The sequence below is a fragment of the Streptomyces sp. Alt3 genome (assembly GCF_030719215.1).
Taxonomy (GTDB): Bacteria; Actinomycetota; Actinomycetes; order Streptomycetales; family Streptomycetaceae; genus Streptomyces; species Streptomyces glycanivorans.
The window spans coordinates 178,158-191,856 of the sequence record NZ_CP120984.1; the positions used below are offsets into that span (position 1 = coordinate 178,158).

General features: G+C 68.5%; 15 protein-coding genes and 2 pseudogenes. 12 read left to right on the forward strand and 5 right to left on the reverse strand.

The window, feature by feature from the left end; genetic code table 11:
* Window positions 1-402 precede the first annotated feature (402 nt).
* From P8A20_RS37970 to P8A20_RS37980, 3 genes and pseudogenes are all read left to right on the forward strand, one after another.
* A pseudogene (locus P8A20_RS37970) lies at window positions 403-764 on the forward strand (YciI family protein).
* The gene (locus P8A20_RS37975; RefSeq protein WP_306105386.1) at window positions 761-2,017 is read left to right on the forward strand and encodes an RNA polymerase sigma factor; all 1,257 of its coding nucleotides are present in this window, start codon (window positions 761-763) and stop codon (window positions 2,015-2,017) included. The pseudogene P8A20_RS37970 and the gene P8A20_RS37975 overlap by 4 nt, the downstream one beginning before the upstream one ends.
* Window positions 2,018-2,326: 309 nt before the next feature.
* On the forward strand, window positions 2,327-2,605 hold the full coding sequence (locus tag P8A20_RS37980; protein ID WP_306105387.1) for a hypothetical protein: 279 nt from the start codon (window positions 2,327-2,329) through the stop codon (window positions 2,603-2,605).
* Between the two features lie 100 nt (window positions 2,606-2,705).
* Here the strand turns inward: P8A20_RS37980 and P8A20_RS37985 are convergent, their stop codons facing one another.
* The 3 genes from P8A20_RS37985 to P8A20_RS37995 form a co-directional block, all read right to left on the reverse strand.
* Window positions 2,706-3,443, reverse strand: a complete 738-nt coding sequence (locus P8A20_RS37985; protein ID WP_306105471.1) for an HNH endonuclease family protein — start codon at window positions 3,441-3,443, stop codon at window positions 2,706-2,708.
* A gap of 303 nt (window positions 3,444-3,746) precedes the next feature.
* Window positions 3,747-4,340, reverse strand: coding sequence for a helicase associated domain-containing protein (locus tag P8A20_RS37990; RefSeq protein ID WP_306105388.1), 594 nt, complete (start codon window positions 4,338-4,340; stop codon window positions 3,747-3,749).
* Between the two features lie 768 nt (window positions 4,341-5,108).
* Window positions 5,109-6,077 carry a hypothetical protein gene (locus tag P8A20_RS37995; RefSeq protein WP_306105389.1) on the reverse strand — a complete coding sequence of 323 codons (969 nt, stop codon included), beginning with the start codon at window positions 6,075-6,077 and terminating at the stop codon, window positions 5,109-5,111.
* A gap of 298 nt (window positions 6,078-6,375) precedes the next feature.
* Here P8A20_RS37995 and P8A20_RS38000 point away from each other — a divergent pair, with 298 nt between their 5' ends.
* The 8 genes from P8A20_RS38000 to P8A20_RS38035 all read left to right on the forward strand — a co-directional run bounded on the left by P8A20_RS38000 (window position 6,376) and on the right by P8A20_RS38035 (window position 11,268).
* The gene (locus P8A20_RS38000; protein ID WP_306105472.1) at window positions 6,376-6,546 is read left to right on the forward strand and encodes a DUF6233 domain-containing protein; all 171 of its coding nucleotides are present in this window, start codon (window positions 6,376-6,378) and stop codon (window positions 6,544-6,546) included.
* A 178-nt stretch (window positions 6,547-6,724) separates the two neighbouring features.
* A complete protein-coding gene (locus P8A20_RS38005; protein ID WP_306105390.1) occupies window positions 6,725-7,105 on the forward strand; it encodes a hypothetical protein in 381 nt (126 codons plus the stop codon).
* Between the two features lie 32 nt (window positions 7,106-7,137).
* Window positions 7,138-8,280, forward strand: coding sequence for a polymorphic toxin type 44 domain-containing protein (locus tag P8A20_RS38010; RefSeq protein WP_306105391.1), 1,143 nt, complete (start codon window positions 7,138-7,140; stop codon window positions 8,278-8,280).
* Window positions 8,281-8,300: 20 nt separating this feature from the next.
* Window positions 8,301-8,588, forward strand: coding sequence for a hypothetical protein (locus tag P8A20_RS38015; protein WP_306105392.1), 288 nt, complete (start codon window positions 8,301-8,303; stop codon window positions 8,586-8,588).
* A 744-nt stretch (window positions 8,589-9,332) separates the two neighbouring features.
* Window positions 9,333-9,533 (forward strand): hypothetical protein, encoded by a 201-nt coding sequence (locus P8A20_RS38020; RefSeq protein WP_306105393.1) that lies wholly within the window; start codon window positions 9,333-9,335, stop codon window positions 9,531-9,533.
* Window positions 9,534-9,538: 5 nt separating this feature from the next.
* Window positions 9,539-10,183, forward strand: a complete 645-nt coding sequence (locus tag P8A20_RS38025) for an RNA polymerase sigma factor (protein WP_306105394.1) — start codon at window positions 9,539-9,541, stop codon at window positions 10,181-10,183.
* 4 nt (window positions 10,184-10,187) lie between these two features.
* Window positions 10,188-10,805 (forward strand): hypothetical protein, encoded by a 618-nt coding sequence (locus P8A20_RS38030; protein ID WP_306105395.1) that lies wholly within the window; start codon window positions 10,188-10,190, stop codon window positions 10,803-10,805.
* A gap of 88 nt (window positions 10,806-10,893) precedes the next feature.
* Window positions 10,894-11,268 (forward strand): hypothetical protein, encoded by a 375-nt coding sequence (locus P8A20_RS38035; RefSeq protein ID WP_306105396.1) that lies wholly within the window; start codon window positions 10,894-10,896, stop codon window positions 11,266-11,268.
* 187 nt (window positions 11,269-11,455) lie between these two features.
* Here P8A20_RS38035 and P8A20_RS38040 read toward each other — a convergent pair whose 3' ends face one another.
* On the reverse strand, window positions 11,456-11,851 hold the full coding sequence (locus P8A20_RS38040) for a hypothetical protein (RefSeq protein WP_306105397.1): 396 nt from the start codon (window positions 11,849-11,851) through the stop codon (window positions 11,456-11,458).
* A gap of 139 nt (window positions 11,852-11,990) precedes the next feature.
* Between P8A20_RS38040 and P8A20_RS38045 the strand changes: the two genes are divergently transcribed.
* Entirely contained in the window at window positions 11,991-12,218 is a 228-nt protein-coding gene (locus tag P8A20_RS38045) for a hypothetical protein (RefSeq protein ID WP_306105478.1), read from the forward strand.
* Between the two features lie 59 nt (window positions 12,219-12,277).
* Here the strand turns inward: P8A20_RS38045 and P8A20_RS38050 are convergent.
* Window positions 12,278-12,772: pseudogene (locus P8A20_RS38050) on the reverse strand (hypothetical protein); the annotation flags it as partial.
* Window positions 12,773-13,699 lie beyond the last annotated feature (927 nt).

The following is a 13,699-nucleotide window of genomic DNA, read 5'->3' on the forward strand; positions in this document are numbered from 1 at the left end:
TCCTACGAGCACCCAGCGCTCACCGGCCCGCTGACCCTCGTCCTGGCCGGCGCGGCCGTGGTGAGTTCCCCGGCAGGAAACTCACCACAGCAGGTCAGAGGGAACGCCGCCACTCACCACGGAGAAGCCACGGTACTCAGGACCTGCCTGGCGGGCCGTCAGGAGCTGGCCGTAGTGCCCGGTGTCGGGGTATGAGGCAAGTGAACGTGCACCAGTGCGGGTGGCTGTCCCTGGGCGGAGGGTGCCGGATAGGTTGATCGTTTGGGGCGGCGGCCCGCCGGTACGCGCCGGAGGAAAAGTCGGGGAATTTTTTTCTGTGCCGGATGTCGAGCAGGCGTGCGCGGCTCCGACTGAGGGATGGAAGCGCGCCAAGGGGGTGCGCGGGACACAAGGAGACACCTGATGAAGTACGTCGCGATGATCTACGGCAACCAGGCCAAGTGGACTCCTTCCCGGACGACGCCTGGCCCGAGGCGATCGCCAGGCAGGACGCGTTCAACAAGAAGTACCGCGAGAGCGGTGAACTGCTGGGCGCCTACGGCCTGGCGGACGTGGCCAACGCGCAGCTGGTGCGTCGCAAGGACGGCGCCCCGGCGGTCACCGACGGGCCGTACCTGGAGACCAAGGAGTATCTCGCCAGCTTCTACATGCTGGACTGCGAGTCCCTGGAGCGCGCGCAGGAGATCGCCGCCGACATGCCCTTCGCGGACACCGATCCGGTCGAGCTCTGGCCGGTCCTGCACGACGCCGCGACGGACCTGTGAGCGGGGAACCCGGCGTCGAGGACCTGCTGCGCGAGCTGGCGCCGCAGGTCCTCGGCGCGCTCGTCCGCCGCTACGGCGCCTTCGACACTTGCGAGGACGCCGTCCAGGAAGCCCTGCTGGCAGCCGCCTTGCAATGGCCCGCCGAGGGACTGCCGGACAATCCCCGGGGATGGCTGGTCACTGTCGCCTCCCGCCGGCTGGTGGACCAGGTCCGCAGCGAGCAGGCGCGGCGCCGGCGCGAGGACCGCATCGCCCTCGCGACCCCGCAGGCCGAGTTGCTCAGCCGCGCCGCGGACGCCGAGGCGACTGCGGACCGGGACGACTCCCTGGCGCTGCTGTTCCTGTGCTGCCACCCAGCGCTGTCGGAGCCCAGCCGGATCGCCCTGACCCTGCGCGCGGTCGGGGGCCTGACCACCGCACAGATCGCCGCCGCCTTCCTGGCGCCCGAGGCGACCATGGCCCAGCGCATCAGCCGCGCCAAGCAAACCATCAGGAACTCCGCGACGCCGCTACGCTTGCCGCAGCCGGCCGACCGGGCCGAACGCCTGGAAGCGGTGCTCCATGTGCTGTACCTGGTCTTCAACGAGGGCTACACCGCCACCGCCGGCAACGACCTGACAGCGCCTGCCCTGTCGGCCGAAGCGATCCGGCTCACCCGGCTGCTGCACCGCCTGCTGCCCGACCACGCCGAGACCGCCGGGCTGCTGGCCCTGATGCTGCTCACCGACGCGCGCCGCGCCGCCCGCACCGGACCCGGCGGCGCTCTGGTGCCGCTGGCCGAGCAGGACCGCGCCCTCTGGGACCGCCAGCTGGTCACGGAGGGCGTCGTCCTGATCAGCCGGACCCTGCCCGGGGGACGGGTCGGCCCGTACCAGCTGCAGGCGGCGATCGCCGCCGTCCACGATGAGGCCGAACACGTCGACGCCACCGACTGGCCGCAGATCCTCGCCCTGTACGACCTGTTGGAGCACTTGGCCCCGAACCCGGTCGTCGCCCTCAACCGAGCGGTCGCTGTCGCGATGGTGCACGGACCGACCGCCGGACTCGACCTGCTGACGGCACTGGAGTCCGACCGGCGCACCGCACACCACCACCGCCTGCTCGCGGTCCGGGCCCACCTCTTGGAGCAGCTCGGCAACCACGACGCGGCGGCCCACGCCTTCCGCGAAGCAGCCCGACGCACCACCACTACACCGGAACGGCGCCACCTCACCACCCGCGCGGCCCGCCTCACTCCCGGCCGACAGGAGTGACCAGCAAAACCGAAGAGCCGACGGACTCGAGCACCACCGCGGTGCACGTTCAGCTGTACCTACCTGTGCACTTTCAGGTGTACGCCGACACCAGCCCGGCGGGGGACATCATGCCCCGTCGCTTTTGCAGCTGTTGTGGGCGGGTGTTGCTCTCGCGGGTGAGCTGTGGCCGTCATCGGTGCCCAGTGGTGGCACCGCGCCGTTGGGCACGGCATGCGAAGGATCATGTGTGTGGAGGTGTCCGTGATGGCGTTGGGATGTCTGGGTCAGGCGCCCGCGCATGCCAGTGGGACCGCTGAGGACGGGCCGGTGGGTATCGGGGTCATCGGTGAGGGGCTGAAGGTGCGCGAGGTGCGGGTGCTCCTGGACGGCTGGCAGGACGGTGCCAGGGCCCGGGTGAGCCTCTGGCAGCGCGGGAGCTATGTCCGGACGGTGCGGGGGTGGAAGGCGACCAGTGCCCGGGAGACGCGCGGCCACCGGTTCGAGCACGCGGCATGGAAGATTAACAAGAGCTTCCCGCACCGCTCGCAGCTCTGTGTGGAGGTCACGGGCCACGACCGGATGCCGTGCGTCACGATCAAGCGCTGACACCCCGCACGACGTCGGCGCCCGCCCCCGGGACGAGATCCGGGGGCGGGCGCCGACGTACGAACACCTCTGGCCGGCGAGAGGCTGAACAGGCCGGGATCTACCGCGCGGGCTCGTAGGTGACGGCGGTGCCGGAGCAGTCTTCGGCGGTGCCGAGGAGGGCCTGGCGTTCGGCGTCGTCGACGGCGAGGTCCCAGCGGAGTTTCGTCGCGACCCAGGTCGCGGCGTAGGTGCAGTGGTAGGACGCGTCGGTGGGCATCCACTGCGCGGGGTCCTTATCGCTTTTGGACCTGTTGGAGGCGGCGGAGACCGCGATCAGCGTGTCCGGGGACCCCTGGTCGTTGGCGTAGGCCTCGCGCCGCTCAGCGCTCCACGGTGTCTGCTCGGAGTCGAAGACCTCGGCGAGCGGCACGAAGTGGTCCACGTCGAGCCTCCCGGCGTCGTTCACCACGAGGTTGTCGTACGCGCTGCGCCAGGAGCCGCCGGTGAGCTTGCAGCCGGCCGCGACCTCGGGTGCGTTCACGGCTTCGGAGAGGATGACCTCCCGGCGGGTGTCGCAGCCGTCCGTGGCGTTCAGTCCGCGGTTCCAGTGCTTGTAGAGGGTCCGCTTGTAGCCCTCCCGGTGCTCCTCGGCGACCGGGAGCTCGTCGATCGCCTCGAACAGTCCCAGCGACCGCCGGGCACCGAAGGCGCCGTTGGGGGTCTGTGCGGGGGCGTAGGAGGTGAAGGGGAGTTCTTCAACCGGCAGGGTGCTGGCGAAGGTGGGGGCGGGGGTGGCGAGCAGGGTCAGGGCGGCGAGGGCGAGCGCGGGCAGGCCGCGTCGCAGCAGGGGGATCATCACGAGAGGTGGTGTAGCAGCAGCCCCCTGCCCGACGGTTGGGCACCGACGCTACGTCACCCGATCGCGAGACCGGTTCACCTGAAGAAACGGAACACCCGAAGCACCCGCCGCGACCACCCTCCGCCGCGTGGCCGCGGCTGGAAGCGCGCGACACGGGTGGGTGGCACCCGGATCTGCGTCGAATTCAAAGGCCTGGCAACGAAGGCCCGTGTCACGTTGAAGTAGTCCCGCGGTTGCCGCAGGAGAGCCCGTACGGCGACCCTGGGATCTCTCCGGGGGCGGGCGCCGTCGTTCGTGTGGTCAGGCTGCCCAGTCCAGTCCGAGTGCGGCGAGCACGGCGAGTTTGTCGGCGGCGAGCTTGGCTCTGCGGGTCTTGCTGTTCGTGAGGAACACGCCCAGCTTGATGGGGTGTTCCTGGCCGTCGATGACGACGGTTTCGATGTGGGCTCGGGGCACGGTCACGGTGCCGGTGCGGGCCCGGTACTGCTTCAGCGCGAGGACGCCCCGCTCGAACGCCCCGGCCGTGGACGCCGTCTTCCTGGCCGGCACTGCGGGCAGAGGGGTCAGCCCGAGCGCTTCCAGGCGCTGCCGTTGCTCGGGCAGCAGTTTGGTCCACACCGCGTGTTCGCGCTGTCGGTTGATCCATGCGCCGACGTCGCAGCCGTGGACCAGGACGCCGGGAAGGACCTCGGTCAGCCCGCCTTCCTCGCCCAGCAGCGCGCGGGCGGTGGCGTAGTGGCGCTGCCACTCGGTCGACCCTGTCGTTGTCCGATCGGAAAAGCACCGATCGAGGAGGCCGGTATGGGACGAGACACCAAGCGCGCGAAGCAGGCCCGCAGGGACAGGCGCCTGCGGGAAACCTCCCGGACGGGCGCCTCGTCGGCCACTGTCCACGAGGTGCGCACCCCTGATGACCTCCAGAACGCCCTGGCGGTGATGCTGCCGCACCCGAAGGGCGGCGAATGGAGGTCCGACGTCATCGGAGCGGAGAAGCTCTCCTTGAAAGTCGGCTTCGATGGCTGGCCGCTCCTCAACGGGCACCGCGTCACCGAGGAGATGTGCGCAGAGCTCCAGGCCGACCGCCCGGACCAGACCGCCGACTTCGTCTTCGAGGACCTGGTCGCCATGGCCCGAGAGATGGGCCCACCCGATCTCAGCGGCCTCGCCAGGGCGCTTACCACCATTGGGGGGCTGCTCAGGCCATCAGCTCGATCACGAGGACGGCAGCATGTCCTGCACCCTCGGTCAGGACTGCCCCGGCGTTGCCCTGCCCCACGCAGGCTGGACCGACCGCCGCTGCCATGGGCCCTGCGCCCACTGCGACGGCCCTCCGGTCTGGTGGGTGTGCGACCGGCAGGAAGGCTGACCCGCATCAGAAGTGCGTCCGGCCCTGCGGTCCAGGGGCCGTCACCGCGAACCGCTCTGGTAGTCCGCGAAAACGAGCAGGGAAGCTGTCCTCTGGGCCTGCTTGTCTGTCGGGCGTACGCTCCCGGTCATGACAGCTGCCGCGCACCGTCAGGAGCCAGATCCCCCCTGGGGCTTCACCCTCGCACTCTGATTGGCAGGAGGCCCGCACCAATCGCGGTGAGGGCCTCCTGCCGTGCCACGGGCGGGCCGGCGGCCGTGCCTGCCGGTACGGACGGCCGGGGGTGCGGGATGGTGTCAGTCGTTGGTCTCGTGGGGGAGGCCGTCGTCCAGGACGATGCGGATGGTCTGGCCTTCTCCGTCGACGCCGGTGAGTTCGGTGGCGATGCGGTTGTAGGCGGTCGTGGCCAGTGCCCAGTCCGCTTCGAGCGGGGTGGTGGCGTGGCGGGTGTCCCAGAGCTTGATGAGCAGGCCGATGAGAGAGCGGCCGGACAGGACGGTCTGGACGCGGCCTTCCTTGACGTCCTCAACCGAGGGCGGGGTGCGGAAGTGGTCATGGTCGACGGCCAGGGCGGTGAGCCACTCCCAGGTGTCGCGGTGCGCGACCAAGTCCACGGAGGCCACCCCGGCGGCCTTCAGCAGCAGGACCCCGTGGGCCACCCGCGGGTCCTCGCCGCCGGTCGGCGCAGGGGCGGAAGAGGGCGCGGCGGGCGTGCCGTTGCCCTGGTAGGCGGCCTGGATCGCACGCTTGAGAGCGTCGTCCTGGTCCCGGTTCTGGCGCTCCGGTTCCGGCTGTGGCTGCTGCTGGTTGCTCTCCATGGTTCCCCCCTGGGAGTCGGTGTCGGATGAGGTGGGCGGTGCCGTTGCGGAGGCGGCGGGCTCGTACCCGTACTCAAGGCTGGGCTCTGGGGCCGCAGGCCCCCCAGGCGCCGGTGCGTCGGCCTCGGGTGCGTCGGCCGGCCGCTGGAGCTCCGCGAGGGGGCGGAGGATGACGGCGAGCTCCAGCAGCTGCTGGAGCTCGCCGCGGGTTTCGTTGAGGTCGCTGATCATCCGGTCCTGGCGGCGGCGTACCTCCCGGTTCTCCTCCCGCAGGCCGGTGACACCTCCCTGCACGACCTCCAGGATCTTCAGGCGAGTCTGGGTGAGATCACCGTGCAGGGCCGTCAGCCCGACCGTCGGGTCATCAAGACGACCGACCGGCGCCAGCAGGGCCCGTATCGCCTTCAGTTCCTCCATCGCGCTGCCGAACGCGTCTTTCCACTTCACGTAACCCCCTGGTCACTCAGAGCTGCAACCGGCCGTATCTCCCCATAAACACTCCATGTGACGCGCCGCTTTCCGGCCCTTCCTCTGGCCGGGACTACACCCCACTCTCCGAACGGCGAGGACACTGCGGTGCGGCGGCTTCCGGCGTCAACATGCCGCCAGCGCGACCGTCCTTTTCGGTGACCTCGACCTCGACCTCGCATTCCGTTCTGGGTGGTGCGTTCGTGGCCACATTCGCGGACGTGACCGATCCCAACCCTCCCGGCCTCGCCCCCCGACGCCGGACTGGATAGTCGAGCTGGGCATCGGCCAGGGCTGGCCTCCGATCGAGGTGCAGGCCGGCCACTGCCACGCCGCAGGAAGCCGGCGTCGGACCATCGGCCGGGACCAGGCCCGCTCCCTTCTCTCCGAAGGGATCCGAGCCGGCGCTCACTGCCGGCCCGATACCGATCTCGGGGTACTCGGATAATCACGCGATCAATCACGCTTTGATGGAAAAGAAGTTCCTGTGCGCAGGGTGCGCGTGTGGATCGAAGACGCGGATGCTGGCAAGCCATCGATGCCTCACGCCCCTTGGTGAACAAAGGGGGCCGAGGCATCGGTCGTTCTGCATATGATCTGAGCTGAGTTCAGGGAGGGGGCTGATCGTGGCGTGGGATGAGAGCAGCGAGGGCGGTACACCGGCTGGCCCGTTGGTTCCGGGGGGTGGTGGTCTGTTTGGCTCGTCGCCGGCGGAGAAGAATGCGGCGGCGAACGGCATCGAGACCGAGTTGGAGCCGGACACCAAGAAGTTTTCAGATGGTGCGAAGGAGAGCACCAGCACCGCGGCCAGGACGCTTGACGGCTGGGAGACCGCCTCCGGCCTGAAGAAGGTCGTGGGGATCTGGGATCAGCAGGTGAGAGTGCTGATGGGGCGACTTGCCGCGGAAAAGGCTTCTTTGCGCAACACTTCGGGTCTGTTCTTTCAGAATGATCTTGGCACGGGCAGCGAGCTTCGAGGTGTCAGATCCAGTCTTGACGAGCTGTAGGCGGTCGGTCCGTGCTGTCGTATCAGGAAATCATGACGACCGATCTCACTGTTCTGACCAAGGCTGCCGAGAAATGGGAAACGATGGCCACCGACCTTGCGAAGGTCGGGAAGCGCTACGGGGAGACCGTCCAGAAGATCACGCTGGGACAGAACTGGCATGGGCTCAGCGTGGAAGCAGCGCACACGAAGTTCGCGACGACCCGACGCGAGTACACGTCCGCGCAAACTGAGGCAAAGTCGGTCGCCAAGATCCTGAGAGACGCGCACACCGGTTTCGTGGATCTGAAGAAGAAGGTCGAATCGACCCGGGACGACGCGGTGGCCGCGGGTATGGCGGTCTCGGCAGCAGGACGGGCCGCCTTCGACTTCACACGCCTCCAGGATCCGGCGCAGGAACGTGCCCTGCGCCACGACCCGGACCTGAAAGGTGTGGAGGAGTCCTGGACCTCGCATATCGCTGCAGCTGTACGTGCCGTGGACGAATTCGACAGTGCCGTCAAGCAAGCGCTCGAAGCCGTGGTTGTGGACGGCAACCTGATTGACGGCACGGTCGGAGGCTTCAACGCCACCGCCACGCCCGTCATCCCCCCGACAGGGCAGGAGCGCAGCGAGCAGAAGTTCACTGACGCGGAGAAGTGGATCTTTGAGGAGATGAAGCGGAACGCGAAGTCGGACACCGTCGGCAACATAAAGGCTCTGCTTGATGAGCCGGAATGGTATGAGTTCGGGCGGAATTACGGTTCGGACATCAACGCGGCGATGGTGATGTGGGGTGCGAAGGTGGCCCCGGGCCAGGACTGGGACCATAAGCCCCAGCTCCAGCAGCGGTACGACCTCCAGACGATCGACGACTACTACTTCAAGCAGCCCGGAACGAACCGCGAAGTCTTCTACGACATCTACTCCAACGTGCACTACGGATACGTCGGCCGGGCCGCCGGCTTCGATACGGACACCCTGATCCAGGGCGCCTCCCTCGGAGAAACGGTGCTCACGGGAGACGACGACCAGGGCGATCAGATCACGATGCGGGTTGGGGTCGACCTCTACGAGAAGTACGGTGACGACCTGACCGAGGAACAGCTCCGGCAAGGAATCAACGACGCGATGGATCAGATGGAGCAAGCGCAGCGCAACGGCGAGGACGTTCCGCAGGTCAGGACCCGGAAGTGACGCGCGGGCAGTGGGGCTGTGTGGCCGCCCCTGTAGGAGGCCTGGTCACCGGCGTGATCGGGTCTGTACTTCTCTCGGCTGCCTGGCGGGCATGCGACGTCGGAGTGAACGGCGCGGCCAACGGCCTTGCGCTGATCTTCTACGGGGCTCTGCTCACGATCATCTCGGCAATGTGGTGGGGTGCGCTCGTCGGCTACGTAGGACGTTGGAACCTCGCGGTTGCCCTCCTTGGTGGCACGGCCGGTGCTGCGGTCATGGTCTGGATCTTCGTGGCTCTTCTCCACGTTCCGAACGGCTACCGCTGCTGATGCGGTGCGAGCCGCACCACACGCCCGGGCGAGGGACGTAGCGCACACCACCAGCACCGACGGGTCGATCGTGGAGGAGCGCAGCAGGTCAGTCAGTGCCGGTCAGGTAACACCGCTTGGCGATCTATGAGGTCCATAGCCCGAAGCGTCACCTTGAAGGCAGAGTCATCTCGAACCAGACGACCTTGCCCGTCGAGAGCCGCGTCGCTCCCCACCGCCTCGCCAGGGTCAGCCCAACCGGCCACAGAGCTTCGGCCAGGTCTGCGCCATGTCGACGAACCGGGAGTAGTGCAGCTGGGCTGCGGCCGTGACCGTTGCTGTCGGGCCGAACCTCTTCTTCTCGATGTGAGGTCGACCTCGCCAGCGCGCGGGACGTGGTCAGTCCTTGCATGCTGCGGGTGTGTACCGCGCGGGTGACTTACCCCTGCTTAACGATCGTGATGTAGGTCACGTTGCGGGTGCGCAGGTGCCCAGTTGACGTGCACGGCGCGGCAGCGAAGGCGGGCTGGACGCGCACGTTTCCCCTGGTGGGAGCGTTGACTTTAAGTGATCAAGGTGTGACTGCAAGCAGTGGTCTACGCCTTTGCGTAGTCAACCGATCGCGTTCAGTCAAAAAAGACGAGGCTGCGATGCGCGTTTGCCTATCGGGTTTCGAGAAGCTGCGGTTGAGGGCACAGACGCTCTCCGGTGCTCCCGGGACAGGGGATGGAGCGCCGCCCAGTGTGCCCCCGAGGAATGGGAACTGTGGTCGTTCACGATTTTCTCGTCGTGCTGGCGGTCGTCACCGCCCTGCGCGTATTCGCCCCCGACGCACGCGCCCTGACCCGGCGCCTGCTCAGCGCCGGAGTGCGGGTCGGTACCACCCAACTACTGGAGGACACATCGGCCGCCGGCACCCGCCAAGGGCGCCCGCCGCTGCCGGACTCACACAGCGGGGAGGCATGAGGCACATGTCCACCACCTCGTCACCGGGGGAGCCTGACGGACCGGGAGCCCAGTACGAACTCCCCCGATCCAGCTTCCTGGAAGAGATCAACAACCTGAAGGGCATCGAGTACCGGATGACTCCGGACCAGGAGGCGTTCTACGACCTCTATGCCCGCGCCCACCTGCGGTACGCGCATACGATGCTCGGCGACAAAGATGCCGCCAAGGCGGTCGTCCGGCGCTGCTACTCCCACCTCGCTCTGAACTGGGCGAACGTGCTGAAACAGGAAAGCCCCGAGGCGTACGCCTGGAAGCTGCTCAAGCAGCGGGTGGAGACCCACCTGCGGCTGGGGGGTCAGACTTCCCAGATGGTGCAGACGGCCGCCTTCCAGCAGGCCGCTCGCGCCACTCTGGAGATGATGCGGCGCCAGTTCGCGGTGATGGAGTCCGCGCTCGGCCTCTACACCGCGATAGCAGGCCTGCCCGAGCGGCAGTACGACGTCATCGTCATGCACTACGTCCTGGGCTACTCCTCACCCAAGATCGCCCGCATCATGGGCATCAAGCCCGACACCGTCCGCTCCCACCGGCGGTTGGCCCGCGAACGGATCGCCATCAAACTCGGCCTGTCACCTGACTCGGCTTCCGACGAGAATGAGAAGGAGTAACACAATGCGCAGCATCCACGACGTTCTCGGCGGTGCTGGATACCCCGACCCGTTCACCGACGAAGACCTCGCCGACCTCAAGCAGGAGATCGTCCGCGACGTCACCGCCTCCATGATGTTCGGCGCGCAGCCCGCCCCCGTCGGCCAGTTTCCCACCCTCCATGACCAGGCCAGCAGACGACTCGCCACCCTCTCCGCCCACCTTCTGCACCACCGCGACGCCGCCGAACACGTCTCCCAGCTCGCCCACGAAGGCATCGACGAGGACGGCGCCCTCCGCTTCGCCTCCCTGCTGTTCCTCGTCGACGAACGCGAAGGCGCCCGCTTCTGGTGGCAGTTCTCCGCCGGCGTCGGCAACGCAACCTCCGCCTACTGCCTCCACCTCTACCACCTCTCCCGCGGCGAACTCCGCGATGCCGACCACTGGGCCCTGCAAGCCGCCACCTGTGACAACCCCGTTCCCCGCACACCCACCCGCCACCAACTCATCCACCGCGACGCCCTACGCGCCGCCGTCCGCGCCCTCAAGGTCGACGCAGTCGAAGAATCCGGCTACAGCAGAGTGCTGAGCCCCGCCCAGCACCTGGCCGACCGGATCGAAGAGCTCACCGACGCCCCATAGGCTGGACCCGCAGCAAGGGCCGCCCGGTTTTTCCGGGCGGCCCTTGCGCTTCCCTGCCCAGCCATCCCCGCAGCCACGGGCGCACCCGTTGATCGCCGGAGAGGGCACGGGGCTGTCGCCGGCGCGCGAGCTCGAAGAGGTCGTACGTCTGGCCGATGTCCTGGAGGCGCACCCGAGCGCCAGCGACGCCACCGACGCCGGAGCGGCGGGCGACATCGTCTTCACCGCCGCCGGGGGCACCTGGGTGCTCGACTTCCAGCCCGGCCCCGACGGCGAGGTGTTTCAGTACCCGACTGGCGCCCCGGGGCACGCCGACGCTCCCACCGCCGGCGTGCTGCACGACGTCATCGTCCCCGCGCTCCTAGCCCACCCTGCCTACCGGGCCGCTACTGCCGACGGCGACACCCTCACGGTCTACCTGGCCACCGGCCGCCACTACAACCTGGCCCTCAGCCCGGCCTGACCGGCACGCGGCAGCACCCTGAAGGGGGCGGGTCCCCGGTATCGCAACTGCCGGGGACCCGTCCCCTTCACGCAAGCAGCCCCAGACGAGCAGCGCAAGGAAGGACGCGATGCGCAGGACACTACGGCTGGGCTCGGCGGGTGGTGCGGGTCAGCTGCTGACTCGAGTGCTCACAGCCACAGTCGAGCTACTCGGCATCAATCTTCTCCGCCGTGGGGAAGCCCGACACCGACGCCAGGAACTGCTCTGACGTGAAGTAGGGATTGTTCGTGCCACCGAGCACCTCGATGAGGATCGCTTCCCCGTCGCACTCCATGACTCGGTACTGGTCACCTGCCCGGAGCGCGAGGCCCTTGCCGTCCTCGCCGTCGAACACGACGGCGAAGACCTGACCCTTCGTCGAGCACGCAGCGTTCCGTTTCTTGGCCGCAGCCTTGGCGGCCTTGAATACGCTCTTCCCGCCAGCTTCCGCGCCCCGGCCGAAGGCCCACCCGCCCACGGCAGTGACGAGGGTCAGCGCCCCGGGGCCGCCCACCTTCTTCGCCAGCGTCGTCATCGTCTGGTATCCCCCCAGATTGCCCACCCATGCCTCCTCGTTGGTCGCGCATCAGGGGCAATCTTATGGAGAGTGGCCACCGACAGAGGCCGACTCTCGAGCACCCCGCCCCGTGACACGACGCTGACACACACCGACGTGTCACCGCCGGTGGCGCCCGCCCCTGATGACGAGCCAGCAGCTTCGTGCCCTTGCCCGCGGCTGGCTCACTAACCTCGCCTACCAGCACCCGGAACTGGCTGGTGTCCTGCTGCGCCGCGAGCACGGCGAGAGCTGGGGCGGTCTCATCCCGTTTACCGCCAGCGACCTGCCGCACGGCGGGTTCTGCGGCTGGGGAACGTTCGACATGCACGTGTGCGGCCGCGTCCTCCCCGCGAAGAAGCCCGCGCAATGACCCGTCCCGCACCCTCGCTGGTCGGCGTCCGCGTCCAACGCCCACCGCCCATGCCGCACGCACACCCGCTGCCAGCGCGGCCGGTAGAGCACCGAGCGCGTCGCCCGCCCGGTGCGACGCGCGACGCACGAACGGCACCCGAATACGGCGGGCCCCCCGACCGTCTGTGCCGCCCGCCACCGCGCCCGGGCCACCGTGCCGCTGCCGGAGTCCTTTGCCAGGCCGTCAGCGGCGTAGGCGGGCAGGGCCCGGCCCAGAACCCGGGGATCCACCCCGCACAGCTCGGCCAGCACCCGCCGCCCCGCCTCGTTGAGCACCACCTCCCCATCCGGCCGGATGCCGCCGCCTCCCGGGTGCCGGGGAGGTGACCCGGTCAGCGACCACTGCCGCAGCACTTCCGCGCGCCCCATCCCATAACGGTCCGCGATCCGGCCGATCAGGGAGGACGTCAGCTCCCCGGTCAGCGGCCCCGTCCGTAAAGGCCCCGCCGGCGCGAGCCGCCGCCGCCGCCCGGGCCCGGCATCTGCCGCCGCGGTGGGAGCCCCCGCCCTCACATGTGCTGTGTCCTCCAACTGAGCTGTCCTCTCCTACGAGGTGAGCGGCCGTGGCCCAGGCTGCGGCAGACGCTTGTCGGGCCGGGCCCGCTCGCACTGCGCGCACTGGCAATCCACCAGCCCCGCGCTGCCATGGGCAGCATCACGTCGTGAGTTCACTGCGGTGCTCATTTCCGGCCAGTTGTCGCAGGTCAGCACCACCCACCAACTCGGTTCACGGGCACGCAGGTTTGTGCACCACAGGTGCACCAGCGCATATCCGGCCCCCGCCTTTTCCGGGTGCCGGACTGCGGAGGCAGCGACGGCGGCGCGGAGCCCGAACCACTGGGCAGGTTCCCACCCCATATCCGCCTCCCCGAACTGCTGCAGGGCATCCAAGGACGCAGAAACCCGCCTGCACGATCTCAGGCTGCTCTGGTCGGCCACGGGGCTGGGAAGGTGATCAACGCGTGAGTCCTCCACCAAGGAGACGATGTCATGGAACAAGAGCCACGCCAGCGGTGTGCGAGCGGCCGGCCCTCGTTGATCACTGGCCACGCACAGACCGGAACCCGGCCAGCGCTCTGGAGCACCGGCGCATCGCCCCCGAGCGACGTCCGCGGGATCTGCGACTGGCCGCTTCACAGCGCGGGCGAGCAGAAGCAGAAGATCACTGATTTTGTCCGTAGCGAGCGGCTGGACGTCAGCCATCCGTAGCGACGTGGCCGTCTTGGTCACCACAGCCAGGGGCAGCCTTGGCCCGAATTCGCTTCCGAAGGGTGGCCAGTATCGGGCCGTGTGCTGCGAGCTGGCTCCCCACGCAGAAACGGACAGGCGTTCATAGGCCTGTTCCCAGAGCGGCCCAAGCTCATCCGGGGCGGACGGGGGTCGGGAGCCGAATGCTCTTGGAAGAGCTTCGCGGCACGCGTCTACCAGGAAGACGACGCG

What these genes read in the sequence shown, in the direction of transcription:
- P8A20_RS38045 (WP_306105478.1), top strand. Translation starts at nt 11,991, where the DNA reads ATGACGAGCCAGCAGCTTCGTGCCCTTGCCCGCGGCTGGCTCACTAAC.
- P8A20_RS37985 (WP_306105471.1), bottom strand. Translation starts at nt 3,443, where the DNA reads ATGATCCCCCTGCTGCGACGCGGCCTGCCCGCGCTCGCCCTCGCCGCC.
- P8A20_RS38030 (WP_306105395.1), top strand. Translation starts at nt 10,188, where the DNA reads ATGCGCAGCATCCACGACGTTCTCGGCGGTGCTGGATACCCCGACCCG.
- P8A20_RS38010 (WP_306105391.1), top strand. Translation starts at nt 7,138, where the DNA reads ATGACGACCGATCTCACTGTTCTGACCAAGGCTGCCGAGAAATGGGAA.
- P8A20_RS38025 (WP_306105394.1), top strand. Translation starts at nt 9,539, where the DNA reads ATGTCCACCACCTCGTCACCGGGGGAGCCTGACGGACCGGGAGCCCAG.